Origin of the sequence: Amycolatopsis sp. NPDC051102 (assembly GCF_040682815.1) — a bacterium.
Taxonomy (GTDB): Bacteria; Actinomycetota; Actinomycetes; order Mycobacteriales; family Pseudonocardiaceae; genus Amycolatopsis.
The window spans coordinates 600,196-615,250 of record NZ_JBFBBT010000002.1 but is presented as its reverse complement, the minus strand read 5'-3'; the positions used below and the strand labels follow the sequence as shown (position 1 = coordinate 615,250).

Sequence of the window (15,055 nt, the reverse complement as noted above, 5' to 3'; positions counted from 1 at the left end):
GGCCTCGCGACCACGACCTGCAAGACGCCGGTACGCCCACAGTGGACCAGCTGGTCGGCGACGTGTCGGTCGACGACTACGAGGCGCTCCTCCTCCCGGGTGGGACGGTGAACCCGGACAAGCGGCGGATGGAACCCGCCGCCGTGCGGTTCGTCCGCGACTTCGTCCAGTCGGGCAAGCCGGTCGTCACCGACGGCAACATCACCACGAGCCGATCACCCGACGATCTGCCGGCCTTTTGCGAGCGCATCGTGAAGGACTTCGCCAAACCCTGGTAGGACAGCTGTTGCCGGCCGGGCGAGAGGTCGTCGATCACGAAACTGCGTCAGCCTGTGTGTGAGTATTCAAGTCGAGCGGTAGGTCGCCTGCGGCGGCAGTGGTCCGCTCCAGCACGCGGTCGAGGCGGATCGGGAGGGTCCGCTGGCGGGTGCCGGTGGCGTGCCACACGGCGTTGGCGATCGCCGCGGCGGTGCCTGCGGTGCCGATCTCGCCGAGGCCGTTGAACCCCGATGGGTCCTGGGGCTCGTAGTCCGGCACGAAATCCGCCTCGATGTCGGGCACGTCGGCGTGCGCGGCGATGTGGTAGCCCGCCCAGTCGCCGTTCGCCAGGCGGCCGGTGCGGGGGTCTCGCACGCTCTCCTCGTGCAGGGCCATGGACAGCCCCATGATCATCCCGCCGGCCACCTGGCTGCGGGCCAGCAGCGGGTTGATCACCCGGCCGACGGCGAACATGCCGAGCAGCCGGCGGACCCGGACCTCGCCGGTGGCCGGGTCGACGGTGACCTCCGCGAAGACGGCGCTGTAGGTCTGGCGTTCCCGGTCCGGCTGGAAGTCGATCATCGTGGTGGTGTCCACCGTCGCGGTCACCGGCCGGACGGGATCGGCCAGGCTCTCCCGCAGCTTCTTGGCAGCCTCGGTGATGGCGAAGGACCAGGACGTCGTGCCGCGGGAACCACCCGCGCCCCACGCCATGCCGAGATCGCTGTCGCCGATCCGGAGGCGGATCCGTTCGGTGCCGGCCCCCAGCGCGTCGGCGGCGACCGCGGTCAGCGCGGTCCGGGCGCCGGTCCCGATGTCGCTCGCTCCGATCGACACCGTGAACGTCCCGTCCGGCTCCGCGGTGATCGAGGCCTGGGACGGGAACACCCCGGCGCTGAACGAGGTGGCGGCCATGCCGCTGCCGATCAGCAGCGGGCCCTCGCGCCGGGAGCGGGGGCGCCGGTCGCGGGCCGCCCAGCCGAACCGGCGTGCGCCCTCCCGCATGCAGGAGACCAGGCGGCGGGTGCTGAAGGGCCGCCCCGTCACGGGCGTGACCGCAGGCTGGTTGCGCAGGCGCAGTTCCAGGGGGTCCAGGTCCAGCCGCTCGGCGACCTCGTCGATCGCCGACTCCAGGGCGAACGAGCCGGGTGTCGCGCCGGGCCCGCGCATCGAGGCGGGCGGCAGGACGTCGAGCGGCACGGCGGTGAGCTGGGTGCGGATCGCCGGCGCCGAGTACAGGATCTTGGCCTGCTCGGTGCACGCCTCGATGTACTCCGAAAGCGGCGAGAGGGCATAGGCAGCCTGGTGGTGGATGGCCCGCAGGCGGCCGTCGGCGTCCGCGCCGACGGTCATCACCTGGTCCGTCCGAGGCCGCGACGAGGTCGTCTCGAAAACCTGCGCCCGTGTCATGGCGATCCGCACCGGGCGTCCGAACCGCCGGCCGGCCATCGAGGCGAGCACCACCTGCGGGCCGCAGGCGCCCTTGCCACCGAAACCGCCGCCCACGTGCTCGGAACGAACGTGCACCCGCTCCCGGTCGAGGGACCACAACGCGGCGAGGACCTCGGACACGCTGAACGCTCCCTGGTTGGCGTCCACGGCGTAGACGTGGCCGGAGTCCCACCACACGGTCGCGGCGTGCGGCTCGAGGGCGCAGTGGCTCTCTTCGGGCGTGCAGTAGCGCTCCTCGACCACGACCGCGGACGCCGCCAGTTCCGCCTTCAGGTCGCCGATGTCCGCCTCCGGGCCGAAGGCGGTCGACGCCGGCCGCGCGGCCGGGTGCTCCAGGCTGAAATCGAGGTCGTGCGGCTCGCCGTCACAGGTGACCCGCATCGCCGCCGCGGCCGCTCTGGCCTGCTCGGGCGTTTCCGCCACCACCAGCGCGAGCGGCCAGCCCGCATACGGGATCACGTCGTCCTGCAGGAGGAGCAGGCTGCCGTCGGGGCCGAAGTAGTTGCCGGCCTGGGGGTTGAGCCGGGGTGCGTTGCGGTGGTCGAGTACTCCGAGCACACCCGGCATGGCGAGCGCGGCCGAGGCGTCGATGTCGCGGATCCGGCCTCGGGAGAGGGCGGCGGTCACCAGCCAGCCGTGGGCCAGGTCCGGCATCGGGATGTCCGCGGCGTAGCGGGCGGCGCCGGTGACCTTGAGCCGGCCCTCGATCCGGGGGCGTGGGGTGCCGACGGTATCCGCGTTCATCGATCCATCTCCGTTCCCGTGAGTTCACCGAGCACGGCCTCGACCAGGTTCCGCGCCAACATCACCTTGTACCCGTTGTCGCGCAACGGGTTTGCGTCGCTCAGCGCCTCCTCGGCGCAGGTCCGGAGCCGCTCGGCAGTGGGCCGGGCGCCGCGGAGCAGCGCCTCGGCGGAACCGGCCCGCCAGGGACGCGACGCCACGCCGCCCAGCGCGATGCGCACGTCGCGCACCACGCCGTCGCGGATGTCCAGCGCCGCGGCGACGGAGACGGTCGCGAAGGCGTACGACGCGCGCTCGCGGACCTTGCGGTAGCGCGACCGCAGGCCCGACGCGGACCCCGGCAGGACGACGGCGGTGATCAGCGCGCCGGGCGGCAACGCGGTCTCCCGGTCCGGCCGGTCACCGACCGGCAGGTAGAACCGGGACAAGGGGACCCCACCCGGGCCGTCGAGTGTCTCGTAGCTCACGACCGCGTCCAACGCGGCGAGCGCCACCGCCATGTCCGAGGGGTGGGTCGCCACGCAGTGCCCGGAGTGGCCCAGTACCGCGTGGTTGTGGTGCACGCCCCCGATCGCGGCGCATCCACTGCCGGGCACCCGCTTGTTGCACGGCTGGGAGAGATCGGCGAAGTAGCCGCAACGGGTTCGCTGCAGGAGGTTGCCACCCACCGTGGCCATGTTCCGCAGCTGACCGGACGCACCCGCGAGGACGGCCTGGGTCAGCGCCGGGAACCGGCGGCGCACCTCCGGATGCGCGGCCATGTCGCTGTTGGTCGTGGTCGCCCCGATGACCAGCCCGCCGTCCGGTGTTTCGCTGACGCCGTCGAGCGGCAGCCGGCGGACGTCCACCAGCCGGGTCGGCTCCTCGACCCCGCACTTCATCAGGTCGACGAGGTTCGTGCCGCCGCCCAGGTACCGGGCGCCGGCATCGCCGGCGACGGCGGTGAGCGCGTCGCGGACCTGTGCCGCACGCTGATAGGCGAACTCCCTCACATCGCACCTCCCTCGCGTGCCGCGGTCTCGAGCACCGCGCGCACGATCGACGGGTACGCGCCGCAGCGGCACAGGTTCCCGCTCATCCGCTCGCGCACCTCGGCCTCGTCCAGCTCCGGCGCCCGGTCCGGTGCGTCGCCGGCGGTGACGGCGCTCGGCCAGCCTTCGGCGTGTTCGGCGAGCATCCCGACCGCCGAGCAGAGCTGCCCGGGCGTGCAGAAGCCGCACTGGAAGCCGTCCAGGCGCACGAACGCTTCTTGGATCGGCCGCAGCTCGCCCTCGGTGGCCAGTCCTTCGACGGTCGTGACCGAGGTGGTGTCGGCGGCGACCGCGAGGGTGAGGCAGGAGACCACCCGGCGGCCGTCGCACAGCACCGTGCAGGCGCCGCACTGCCCTTGGTCGCACCCCTTCTTCGGGCCGGTGAGGCCGAGGTCCTCCCGCAACGCGTCGAGCAGCGTCCGGCGGTTGTCCACGGACAGCCGGTGAGTCGTCTCGTTGACTCGCAGCGATATCTCGCTGCGGGTGTGCTCGGTCATCAGCGTCCTCGTTCCGGGGTCAGAACCCGCTCGAGCCAGTCGTTGCGGGTGCGGCGTGCCTGGGCCGAGAGCCGCGCGTCCGGGTACAGGGCGTCGAACCCGTGGAAGCCGCCCGCCCAGATGTGCAGTTCCGCCTGGCCGCCGGCCGCCCAGATGCGGGTGGCGTAGGCGACGGCCTCGTCGCGGAACACTTCCGCGGAGCCCGCGTCGATGTAGGTCGTCGGCAGCCCGGACAGGTCGTCGGCCAGCGCGGGGGAGAGGTGACCGGGGATGGCGTCGCCGTCCAGCCCGCCGAGCACCGACTGCCACCCGAACTCGTTCATCTCCCGCGTCCAGACGCCGGGGCCGCCGGCGTACTGGAGGCTGGAGGTGGTGTCGTTGCGGTGGTCGAGCATGGGGCAGATCAGCACCTGGGCGGCGAGCGGGGGGCCGCCGAGGTCGCGGGCCATCAGGGCGACCCCGGCGGTGAGGCCGCCGCCGGCGCTGGTGCCGGCGACGACGATCCGGTCCGGGTCGACGCCCAGCTCGCCGGCGTGCTCGGCCACCCACAGCAGGCCGTGGTAGCAGTCGTCGACGAGGCTCGTTCCGGTTGCCTCCGGCGCGAGCCGGTAGTCCACGGAAACCACGACGGCACCGAACGCCTCGAGCCAGTCCAGCGGGATGTCGATCTGGGAGAACCGGTCGCCCATCACCATTCCGCCCCCGTGCATCCAGTAGACGCACGGAGCGCGGTCCGGGCTCGGGGGACTGAGGACCGACAGCGGTAGCCGGGTGCCGTCGGACCGGTCGACGGCGAAATCGTGCCGATCGACGGCCCGGTCCGCCAACAGCGGCTCCGGCGAGGACGCAGCGAACGGCCGGATGAGAGCGAGCGTCTCGCGGTCGAGTGCGGGGGTGGACGGCATCTCGGCGAGGAGACCGCCGAGTTCGGGTTCGAAGGGGGGACGGGCCAGTGCCATTGCTCCACTGTCGGTGCCCGCCTGCCGATCCACATCGGTCATCCGACTCCGGGAATCCGGCGCCGGTACCCCACAGCGCGGTTAGGTCGTTTGACGGATGCCCCGGCCGCGAGCCGTGTCCCACCATCGATGGCGTGACGCCACCAGGACGGGAACACCCCGCACCGCACCCCGTTCCGGGGACGCGCGAGGTCCGTGACCGTGCTCTGTTCGACCTGGACGACGGACCGGTCACGCCGTCGAACCGGGCCGACCTGACGGCGATCACGCGCCTGCTGAACGTGCTGCCGGCGAGCTCAGCGCGCAGTCGGCGCATCAGCAGGCGGCGACAGAGCATCCCGGAGTCCGGCGCGAGAAGTGACGCCCAGCTTGGGGAAGATCCGGTACAGGTGGGCGCCGACCGTCCGGTGCGACAGGTACAGGCGTTCGGCGATCTGCTTGTTGGTCAGGCCACTCGCCGCCAGCTGCGCGATCTGCGCCTCCTGCGCCGTCAGCGCGGCCGGCTCACCGCGCTGCTCGGGGGCCGGCCGGTGGCCGGTGGCACGTAGCTCCCCGGCCGCCCGGGAGAGCCACGGTCCGGCCGCCATGGCGGCGAATCCGTCGTGCGCGGCGAGAAGGTGCCGCCGGGCCCGCGCCGCCGACCGGGTCCGGCGCAGTTTCTCGCCGAGGGCCAGCCGCACCCGTGACCCGTCGTACAGCCACCGTTCCGCATCGGCGCCGGCCAGCGCGGCTTCCACACGGAGCACCTGCTCGTCGCCGTCGAGGACGAGGGCCTCGGCGCCGGCCAGGAGCAAGGCCATCCGGGACGACAACGCCCCCACGTCCGCGGCCCGCATCGCGCGGACGTGGGCCGTGGCTTCGGCCGTGCGGCCGATCCGCACGGCCGCCTCGACCAGATCGAACATGACCCACGTGCAGTGGGGAACGTGGGAGGCGAGCACGCCGGGCGGGCTCATGGCGGCGGCGTGGCCGAAAGCGGCGTCGTGGTCACCCTGCCCCGCGGCGGCGAGTGCCCGCGGGTGGTGCGCGAACAGCACGGCGGCCGTCACGCCGCGGGGCAGCGCCCAGTGCGTGATCTCGTCGGCGAGCGCGTACGCCTCGTCGAACCGCCCGCGGCCGGCGGCGAGGATCGCCCGGATGTACCGGAAGTACCAGGCGAAGAACGGGAAGCCGCCGGTGTCGCAGATCCGCTGTCCCTCGGCGGCGAGTTCTTCGGCCTCGTCCCACCGTCCCACCAGGTAGTTGTCGAGGCACAGGTGCATCAGGGCACCGAGGTGCCGGCGGGGTGCGCCGCCGTCCCGTCCGTGGTGGACCAGCCGCCAGGACGACTCCCGGCAGTCGCCGAGGCGGTCGAGGTACACCGCGGCGGTACCGATCCGCACGACGCGGGCGGGGTCGACGTCGTCGGTCAGCGTCCGCAGGACCGCGTCGACCCGTGGCAGAGCGGCCTTCCCGGTGCGCACCGGATCGGCGAAGCTGTCGCTGGCCAGCGACAGCACGTCCGGCGGCTGCGGCCGGAGCCGCCGCGAGATCGAGAAGAACGTTCTCCAGTACTCCGGGGTGCTCCCGTACCAGCACAGCAGCAGCAGGGTGTGCATGGCTTCGACGAGCGCAAGGTCGTCGGCCCGGTAGCCGTGGTCGCCGGTCTCGATGGCCCCGGTCAGCAGCCGGTGTGCGGTGTTCACGTCGCCGTCCCCGTTGATCATGAGGAAGACGGCCGCGTTGGCCGCGTGCAGGGAGCCCGCGGAGTCCGGAGCGGCCCGGCGTGCGTCGGTCAACAGGATCTTGGCGTCGTCGACGGTGCCGTTGACCTCCGCGCCGATGTACGCGGCCTCGGCGAGCCGCCGTCCCCGGCCGGCGCCCGTGGTGCTCAGCTCGGCGGCGCGGACCAGGGCCGCGATCGCCGCGAACCCGTCCCCGCGGAGCAGCACGCGACGCGCTGCGTCCTCGAGGAGTTCCGCCACCGCCTCGTCGGGGCCGACGGCGGCCGCCGCGAGGTGCCACGCGCGGCGTTCCCGGTCCTCGGCCAAGGCGCCGGCGAGGGCGAGGTGCGCGGTGCGACGCTCCTCGTGGGTGGACATCGCCACGATCGCCGACCGGATCAGGGGGTGCCGGAACGCGATCCGGGCCGTCGCGTCGTCCACGCGCACCAGCCGGGCACGCTCGGCGGGCGCCAAGTCCGCCAGGCTGGGCCGGTCGGGCAGCGCGGCGCGGAGTACCCGGACGTCGCCGGCGCCTTCGAAGGTGGCGAGCAGCAGCACCTGCCGGGTTGCCTCGGGCAGTGTGGTGAGGCGCGCCGCGAAGATCGCCTGCAGGCGATCGCTGAGCGGGACGACCTCGGCATCGGTCACCGTGCGCTGCGCGGAACCCAGCAGGGAGGCAGGCAGCTCCAGCAACGCGAGGGGACTGCCTTGGGCGAGGTCGAGCAAGCGCCGTCGCACCCGAGCCGGCATCTGCGGGTGAAGGGTCTCGACCAGTTGCCCGGCCGCCTCGTCGTGGAGCGGCTCGACGACGTGCTCGGACAGCCCCCGCAGGTCGAGAAAGCTCGCCGAGCCCGTTCTGGCCGACAGCAGCAGCCCGGCCCAGCGGCCCTCGAGTCGCCTGGCCAGGAAGCCGAGGACGACGGCGCTCGGCCGGTCGATCCAGTGCACGTCGTCGACGACCAGGACGACCGGCGCGTCGGCCGCGAGCTCCGTGACGAGCAGCAGCGCGGCGTTGCAGACCAGGAGGACGTCCGGAGGCGCACCGGCTCCGAAACCGAGCGCCACCGACAGCGCCTCGCGCGGGCCGGGCGGGAGGCGGTCCAGAGCCGCGTGCACGGGAAGCAGCAACTGGTTGAGACAGGAGTAGCCGACGTCGGCTTCGACCTCCGAACCGGACGCCCGCAGCACGCGCATCCCGCCGGAGAGCGCGAGTTCCGCCGCGGCGGCCATGAGGGCGGACTTGCCGACTCCCGGTTCGCCGCGGATCAGCCGGACGCCGCCGCCCTGCCGCACCCGGTCGAGGAACACGGAAATCCGTGCCAGCTCATCGTGACGCCCGAACAGTTCGACACCGGCCACTCATTACCTCACGCACCCGTCGTTGCTTGCCGGTCACCAGCCGACCGTCCGGGCAGGCTATAGCGAGTCCCCGGCGGCCGAGCCGGTCAGCGGGGCAAGCGGGCAGGAACGAGCAAGAAGTCGCGAGTTCTGGTCAACCGTCGCGAGAAGCACCGGTTCGGACGTTCACGCCCAGGCGGACCGCGTCCCGGCGCGGCGGGTCACCGAACTGCCTGCGGTACTCGCGGCTGAACTGGGCGGGGCTCTCGTAGCCAACCTGACGGCTGATCCCGGCGATGTCGCCGGGATCCGCGGCGAGCAGCAGCCTGGCTTGCTGCAGGCGGATCTGCTTCTGGTACTGGATGGGGCTCATCGAGGTGACGGCCTGGAAGTTGCGGTGGAACGCGGAGACGCTCATGCCCGCCCGCTGCGCCACCTCCTCGACGCGGAAGGGCAGCGCGTAGTGGTCGCGGATCCACTGGACGGCCCTGGCGATGTGGCTGAGACTGCTGTCGGGCAGGCCGAACTGGCGCAGCACGGTGCTCTGCTCACCGGTGAGCAGCCGCCAGATGATCTCCCGCTTGATCAGGGGCGCGAGCACCGGGATGTCGCGGGGCCGGTCGAGCAGCCGCAGGAGACGGACGACGGCATCGAGCAGTTCGGCGGAGGCGGTGCTGACGGCCAGGCCGGCCGGCGTGCCGGGGTCGGGTTCCGGCGGGTCCCCGGCGTCCGCGGCCAGCAGCACTTCGGCGACGGCGGCCGGCCGCAGGTCGAGGCCGAAGCCGAGCGCGGGTTCCCCCGGGCTGGCTCGGTGGAACTGCGCGGTCACCGGCAGGTCCACCGAGGCGATGACGTACTCGCCGGCGCGGTACTCGTACAGGCGGTCGCCCAACGCGAACCGTTTGACGCCCTGGGCGACGAGGGCCAGCACCTGGCCGTAGGTGGTCGGCGTCGGGGGGCTGGGCCGGTCGGCGCGGAAGATGCGCACGGCATCGATGTCCGTGCTCAGATCGGGCCGGGCATGCCGGGCCAGCAAGGCACGCAACTCGTCGAGCGACATGGTCATCATTGAAGCACCGCATTCAATAGCCGATGGTGAAGCGGCGCTGCACGAAACGGGGAAGCTCGACTTCGTCGAGAACGGCGACCGCCGCGTCCTCGGCGGAGATGCGGCTGCGTCCCCCGGCGTCCGTGACGGGTTGGTCGCCGCCGATCCGGAACCGGCCGGTGCGTTCGCCGGGGGCGATTTCCCCGGCTGGGCTCAGGTAGGTCCAGAGCCGGTCGGAGGCGCGGAAGAGGTTCAGCGCCTCGTCGTGGCCGCGCAGCACCGCGGCATCGAGCAGCTCGTCGGAGCCGGCGAACACCACCCCTGGCCGGGCTTCGAGACTCGCGGCGCCGCCGACGACGATGAGCCGGACCCGGAGCCGGCCTTCCAGCGCGGTCAGCAACGCCGCTGCCTCCCGCGCGTGAATTCCGGGCTCCGTGGGGTCCTTGGCCGCGTTGCCGGCGCCGGATCCGCTGATCAGGACGTCGAGACGGGGGAGGATCCCGGCGATGGCGCCGGAGTCGGTGGCGTCGAGGTTCTTCCACCGGATGTTCTCCCGGCCGTCCTCGATGCCGGAGGCGTCGCGGCTGAACGCCGTGACCTGGTGCCCGCGGTCGAGCGCTTCCGTGACGATCCGGCTGCCGACGGTGCCGGTGGCACCGATGACTCCGATGTGCATGATCCTCCTTTTCGGGCCTGGCCGGCGGACGCCGCAGAGGTCGGCGGCCATCCGGAACAGCCGGGCGCGGTCCGAGGGATGCTCGTCGGGGCCGTCGGGGGCACGGCGGTGGATCTGCCGGAGCACGCGGTCGGCGGCGTCGGCCGAACCGAGCATGAGCCGGCAGAACAGCCGCAGCTGCGCGGCATCGTGGTTCTCCGGTCCGGGCATGCCGTTGCCCGGTCAGAGCCCGAACAGCGGGAACAGCGCGGAGCCGTGGAACGCGACGATCCGGCTGACACCCTCGTCGGTCACCGTCAACACGTGCAGGGCGTGGGGACGGCGCGCACCGTCGCGACCGCGGGAGTACACCGCGAACGCGGGTTGCCCGTTGGCGGCGGTGGGGACCAGCTCGGCCGGCCCGACGATCGGCATTTGCCTGCCCAGGAAAGCGAGCACGGTGTCGCGGCCTTCGAACCAGGTCGGGATCGGCGGCATTTCCCAGCGTGCGTCCTGGGTCAGCACCGCGACGAGCTGGTCGACGTCCGCGGTTTCGAACGCGGTGACGTACCGGTCGAGCAGGGCTCGCTGCCGTGGCTCGGCGGGTTCGGTCAGGCTGTCCTCTTCGAGCGGAACCTGGGCTCGCGCCCGCTGCAACGCGCTGTTGACCGCCGCCGGCGTCATCTCCAGCAGTTCCGCGACCTCGGTGGTCCGCCATTGCAGCACGTCGCGCAGGATCAGTACGGCTCGCTGGCGCGGCGGGAGCTGCTGGAGCGCCCCGATCAGGGCCAGCCGCATGGTCTGCCGCCGCACCACGACCGCTGCCGGGTCGGCCGGTGCGGCGGCGAACAGCAGGTCGGGGACCGGCTGGAGCCACGGCACCTCGTGGGCCGGCTCGGCCAGCCCGGCCTTCGGATTCGTCTCGGGGGCGCCGAGATCGGCCGGCAGCGGCCTGCGTCTGCTCCGTTCCAGCGCCTTCAAGCACGCCCGGGTCGCGATGCGGTAGAGCCAGGTGCGCAACGACGACCGGCCCTCGAACCGGCCGTACGCCCGCCAGGCATCGAGATAGACGTCCTGAACCACTTCTTCGGCCTCGTCGACCGAACCGAGCAACCGGTAGCAGTGGACGAGCAGCTCGCGCCGGAACGGTTCGCTCAGCTGTCCGAAATCCTCGTCGCCGTTCTGGGTCTCGGTCACAGGGTGCATGATCCACGCTTCCGGTCGATGGTGCGGGACGGCTCCGGCTCAGCGGAAACTGATGCCGGCCAGGTCGATGGCGACGAGGACGACCCGGTCCTCGCCCGTGGTGGCGTAGGCCCGGCGGGTGGCCGGGACGACGATGCCGTCGATGTCGCGGTAGCCGGCGGCGTGCAGCTGTGACTCGGTGTCCGGGTCGACGATGTCGATGGTGAAGTCGTGGCGGCGCAGCAGCCCGTCCGGGCCGAAGCAGAACACCTGGTCGCGGGAGTGGCTCTTGATGTGGCCGGGGAAGGTGACCTTCAGCCGCCGCCAGGTTTCACCGTCGCTCTCGACGGGCGAGAGCTCTTCGCAGGCGAATCCCGGCCAGGTGAACAGGAACGGCGTCATCAAGTACGTCCACAGTGCTTCCCCGGTGAAGTACGCGAGGTGGAGGTCGTCCCAAGGCGTCTGGAACCCGTGACCGTCGAAAGCACGTTCCGGGTCGTCGCGCGCGTCGACGACCGTGCCGTCGGGGCCCTGCAGGACGACCCGGCCGGGCTCGAAGACCGACCGGGGGCGCCGGCCGGCGTAGTCCATGGTCAGCCGTTCCCGGGTCGTGTCCACCTCGAAGCGGACGTCCTTCATCGCGTCGCTCTTGCCCTTGGCCTGCCAGAAGGCCCCGGTGATGGCGGCGCCGGCGCGGATCGCCCGGATGCGGTTCCACCGGTCCAGGCCACCGTGCGCGGCGACCGCGGTCGCGAGCAGGTCGTTCATGGAGTCGCTCCTTGGTCGAGATGCTCCGGCCGCCGGGGTGGCGGCCGGGGCGGGTCGTGGTCAGTCGACGATGAGCCCGCCGGTCAGGTTGGCGACGGTGCCGGTCATCGCGGCGGCCCGGCCGGAGGCGAGGAACACCGCGACCGCCGTGAGCTCGGCCAGTGTGGTCGGGCGCTTGCGGTGGGTCATCGCGACGGCGGCGGCGGTGAACTGGTCGACGGGGATGCCCAGCGCGTCGGCGTGCAGCCCGTACACGACGTCGATGGCCGGTGTCTCGACCATGCCGGTGGTGCGCAGGCAGATCGAGCGGACGCCGTGCTGGGCCCATTCCGCGGACAGCGCGCGGTTGAGGGCTTCCATCGCCGCCCAGCCGACGCTCATGCCGCCGACCAGGGGCAGGCTCACGCGGGCGGGTTCGGGGGTGTGCATCATGATCACCCCCGACCCCCGGGGGATCATGTGCCGGGCGGCGGATTTCGCGGTCACGAAGTGCGCCTGGGCGTAGGTCGTGACCGGTCGCATGAAGTTCTCGACCGCCAGCTCGGCGAGCGGGATCCCCTGCAGCCCGCGCGGCGAGATCCCGATGGCGTTGAACGACACGTCGACGCCGCCGGCGTCGGCGACGACGGCGTCGAGGTGTTCGGCGACGGACGCCTCGTCCAGCGCGTCGACCACCGCACTCTCCACGGCTCCGCCCGCGGCGGAGATTTCCTTGCCGACGGTGTCGACGACGTCGCGATTCCGCCCGGTCAGGAAGACCCGCGCGCCTTCGCGGGCGAATCCGTGCGCAACCGCGCTGCCGACCGCTCCGCCGGCGCCGTAGACGACCACGTTCTTGTTTTCCAGCAACCCGACCCCGGTAGATCCGGCCATGGCGACCACCTCCTGCACATACAGAGGCGACCGTGGAGCGAAAGTAATCGGTGTGCGCCCACAACGGAGTGCGACATCGGGCTGGACCGGCTTCTCACCGCGCGTTGAGCGGCGGAACCGCGGCCTCGGCCGAAAGTACGAGACGAGCTCATCTCAGGCGGTGCCGGCGCGCGGCGAGTCCTAACTTGCCCGGTATGACTACCGAAACAGCGCGGGAGAACCCGCCCAGCACGATCATTGCCGCCTTCTTCGGCTTCCTGGTGTCCACGGTGTCCGCGATCGCCGGCGGGCTGCTCGTCCTGAGCGCGCGTGACGAAATCGCGGCGACGCTGCGCAGGACGAACCCCACGCTGACGCCGGAGCAGCTCGACCGGCTCACCCTGTTCGCGCAGGCCGTTCCGGTCGCCATCGCCGTCGTCATCGCGCTGGTCTACCTCTGGCTGTCGTTCAAACTCAAGGCGGGCCGCAACTGGGCTCGCGTCACGCTCACTGTCTTCACCCTGCTGCAGGCCGCTTCGCTGGTCACCACCGAACCTTCGTGGGCGGGTTACCTGAGCTGCGGGGTGGCCGTCGTCGCGACCGTGCTCAGCTACCTGTCGCCGTCCAACCATTACTTCGCCCGGGTTCGGCGCGCGGGCTGATCCGGTCCGCGGGATCATGACGGCCATGCGCAGAACGGGGGTCCGGCGCGGCATGCTCGGCGCCGAGCTCGCGGTGCTGGCCGTGGCGATCGTCGCCGACGTCGTGCTGGTGCTGAAGGTGCCTGGCGAAGGCGGTGGCTGGGCCGCGCCGCTGACGGGGGTGCTGGCTTCCACCGGGACGGCGATCCCGGTGCTGGCCGTGCTGCGGCGGCGCTTCCCCCGCCACGTCGGCGTGCTGGGGAGCGTCGTCGCCGCGCTGTCGGCGATCAGCACGGTCGTGGCGGTCGCCGCGCACGCGCAGCGCCAGCCGCCGGTCGCCGAGATCGTGGCCGCCGGGCTGCTCACGGCTTCGGCCGGCCGGAAGCTCGAGCCGAAGCGCGCGGCCGCGCTGGCCGCGGCCCTCGGCGCGGTGATGATCGCCGCGCCACTGCTGCGCTACGGCGCCGGCGAGCCGGAGACGCTGCTGGCGGTGGCCGCCGCGGCATACTGGGGTGCCTGCCTCGGGGTCGGGCTGATCCTGCGCGCGGCGGACGGCAGGCAGCGCGACGCGCTGGACCGGGTCCGCAGCCAGGAACGCCTGCAGCTGGCCAGGGAACTGCACGACCTGATCTCCCACCACGTCAGCGGGATCGTCGTCCGCGTGCAGGCTGCCCGGACGATCGCCGAAGCGAACGCGGACGTCGGCGGCCACGCGGCGGTGTACCGCGAGATCGAGGAAGCCGGCGGTGCGGCATTGGCCGCCGCGCGCCGGCTGGTCGGGATGCTGCGGGACACCCGGGACGTGCCCCCGTTGTCCGGTGCCGTGCTCGGTGACGCGGTGCGCGCGGCCGCCGGGTCCTTCGCCCGCGTCGCCGTCGCCGAGGAACTGGACCAGCTGCCGGTGCCGTCCCAGCTGGCCACGACCGTCCACCGCGTCGTGACCGAAGCGCTGACCAACGCCCGCCGGCACGCGCCCGCCGCGACCGAGGTGGTCGTCTCCGTCCGCGTCGAGGCCGACGAACTCGTGCTCGAGGTGGGCAACGACGGCGTTCCCGCGAACCCGCGTTCCGCGCCCGGCGGGTTCGGCATCATCGGCATGACCGAGCGGCTGGAGATGCTCGGCGGCAGTCTGACCGCGGGGCCGGGACCCGGGGCGCGCTGGACTGTTGTGGCGCGGCTCCCGCTCGGCGGCGATGACGCGCCCTTCGACGCCTTGCCGAGGGGGCTCTGATGACCATCCGGGTGCTCGTCGCCGACGACCAGGTGCTGGTGCGCACCGGGTTCCGGCTGGTGCTGGACGCCGCGCCGGACATCGAAGTGATCGCCGAGGCCCCCGACGGGGAGGCCGCGGTCCGGCTGGCGCGGCAGCTGCGGCCGGACGTCACGTTGATGGACATCCGGATGCCGAAAGTGGATGGTCTGCGGGCTACCGAGCTGCTGGCCGGGCCGGCCGTCGCGGACCCGCTGCGCGTGGTGGTGGTGACGACCTACGACGCGGACGAGAACGTCTACGCCGCCCTGCTCGGCGGCGCCAGCGGGTTCCTGCTCAAGGACGCCGGTCCGCAGCTGCTGGTCGACGCGGTCCGCGCGGCGGCCGGCGGGGAGGCGATGGTGTCGCCGTCGGTGACTGTGCGCCTGCTCGCCCGGTTCACCGAACAGGCGCGGCGGCGCGCGCAGGGGACGCCGGGCCTGCTGACCGAGCGCGAGTCCGATGTGGTGCTCGCGGTCGCCCGCGGCCGGACCAACGCCGAGATCGCCGACGACCTCCGTGTCTCCCTTTCCACGGTCAAGACCCACCTGGCGAGCGTGCAGCGCAAGCTCGAACTGCGGAACCGCACGGAGATCGCGGTCTGGGCGTGGCAGCGGGGGTTGCTGGGATGACCTTGACCGGTGTGCGAGACTCGCCGAGTGTGCGGTCAGCGCG

At 72.5% G+C, this 15,055-nt stretch carries 13 protein-coding genes and 1 pseudogene; 4 read left to right on the top strand and 10 right to left on the bottom strand.

The genetic code is table 11. The features are described 5' to 3' along the window. Window positions 1-38: 38 nt before the first annotated feature. Window positions 39-278 (top strand): annotated as a pseudogene (locus AB0M93_RS08765) (DJ-1/PfpI family protein); the annotation flags it as partial. Window positions 279-312: 34 nt separating this feature from the next. Here AB0M93_RS08765 and AB0M93_RS08760 read toward each other — a convergent pair. From AB0M93_RS08760 to AB0M93_RS08715, 10 genes are all read right to left on the bottom strand, one after another. After that, window positions 313-2,454, bottom strand: a complete 2,142-nt coding sequence (locus AB0M93_RS08760) for a xanthine dehydrogenase family protein molybdopterin-binding subunit (protein ID WP_364269916.1) — start codon at window positions 2,452-2,454, stop codon at window positions 313-315. Next, window positions 2,451-3,446 carry a xanthine dehydrogenase family protein subunit M gene (locus AB0M93_RS08755; RefSeq protein WP_364269914.1) on the bottom strand — a complete coding sequence of 332 codons (996 nt, stop codon included), beginning with the start codon at window positions 3,444-3,446 and terminating at the stop codon, window positions 2,451-2,453. Before AB0M93_RS08755 ends, AB0M93_RS08760 begins: the two co-directional genes overlap by 4 nt. Further along, on the bottom strand, window positions 3,443-3,982 hold the full coding sequence (locus tag AB0M93_RS08750; RefSeq protein WP_364269912.1) for a 2Fe-2S iron-sulfur cluster-binding protein: 540 nt from the start codon (window positions 3,980-3,982) through the stop codon (window positions 3,443-3,445). Before AB0M93_RS08750 ends, AB0M93_RS08755 begins: the two co-directional genes overlap by 4 nt. Then, on the bottom strand, window positions 3,982-4,983 hold the full coding sequence (locus AB0M93_RS08745; RefSeq protein WP_364269910.1) for an alpha/beta hydrolase: 1,002 nt from the start codon (window positions 4,981-4,983) through the stop codon (window positions 3,982-3,984). The genes AB0M93_RS08750 and AB0M93_RS08745 overlap by 1 nt, the downstream gene beginning before the upstream one ends. Before the next feature lie 254 nt (window positions 4,984-5,237). Further along, complete coding sequence (locus tag AB0M93_RS08740) at window positions 5,238-8,003, bottom strand: AAA family ATPase (RefSeq protein ID WP_364269908.1); 2,766 nt, start codon at window positions 8,001-8,003, stop codon at window positions 5,238-5,240. Between the two features lie 133 nt (window positions 8,004-8,136). After that, window positions 8,137-9,042 (bottom strand): AraC family transcriptional regulator, encoded by a 906-nt coding sequence (locus AB0M93_RS08735; RefSeq protein WP_364269906.1) that lies wholly within the window; start codon window positions 9,040-9,042, stop codon window positions 8,137-8,139. A gap of 22 nt (window positions 9,043-9,064) precedes the next feature. Next, window positions 9,065-9,916 (bottom strand): NAD(P)H-binding protein, encoded by an 852-nt coding sequence (locus AB0M93_RS08730; protein ID WP_364269904.1) that lies wholly within the window; start codon window positions 9,914-9,916, stop codon window positions 9,065-9,067. A gap of 12 nt (window positions 9,917-9,928) precedes the next feature. Next, entirely contained in the window at window positions 9,929-10,882 is a 954-nt protein-coding gene (locus tag AB0M93_RS08725; RefSeq protein ID WP_364269902.1) for a sigma-70 family RNA polymerase sigma factor, read from the bottom strand. A gap of 48 nt (window positions 10,883-10,930) precedes the next feature. Then, entirely contained in the window at window positions 10,931-11,638 is a 708-nt protein-coding gene (locus tag AB0M93_RS08720) for a hypothetical protein (RefSeq protein WP_364269900.1), read from the bottom strand. A 60-nt stretch (window positions 11,639-11,698) separates the two neighbouring features. Beyond that, entirely contained in the window at window positions 11,699-12,511 is an 813-nt protein-coding gene (locus AB0M93_RS08715; protein WP_364269898.1) for an SDR family oxidoreductase, read from the bottom strand. A gap of 194 nt (window positions 12,512-12,705) precedes the next feature. On the opposite strand from AB0M93_RS08715, the gene AB0M93_RS08710 reads away from it, so the two are divergent. Genes AB0M93_RS08710 through AB0M93_RS08700 form a run of 3 tightly spaced genes read left to right on the top strand, consistent with a single transcriptional unit; the run spans window position 12,706 to window position 15,012 of the window. Next, a complete protein-coding gene (locus AB0M93_RS08710) occupies window positions 12,706-13,152 on the top strand; it encodes a hypothetical protein (RefSeq protein WP_364269896.1) in 447 nt (148 codons plus the stop codon). Between the two features lie 25 nt (window positions 13,153-13,177). After that, a complete protein-coding gene (locus tag AB0M93_RS08705; RefSeq protein WP_364269894.1) occupies window positions 13,178-14,362 on the top strand; it encodes a histidine kinase in 1,185 nt (394 codons plus the stop codon). Next, window positions 14,362-15,012, top strand: coding sequence for a response regulator transcription factor (locus AB0M93_RS08700; protein ID WP_364269892.1), 651 nt, complete (start codon window positions 14,362-14,364; stop codon window positions 15,010-15,012). Before AB0M93_RS08705 ends, AB0M93_RS08700 begins: the two co-directional genes overlap by 1 nt. Window positions 15,013-15,055 lie beyond the last annotated feature (43 nt).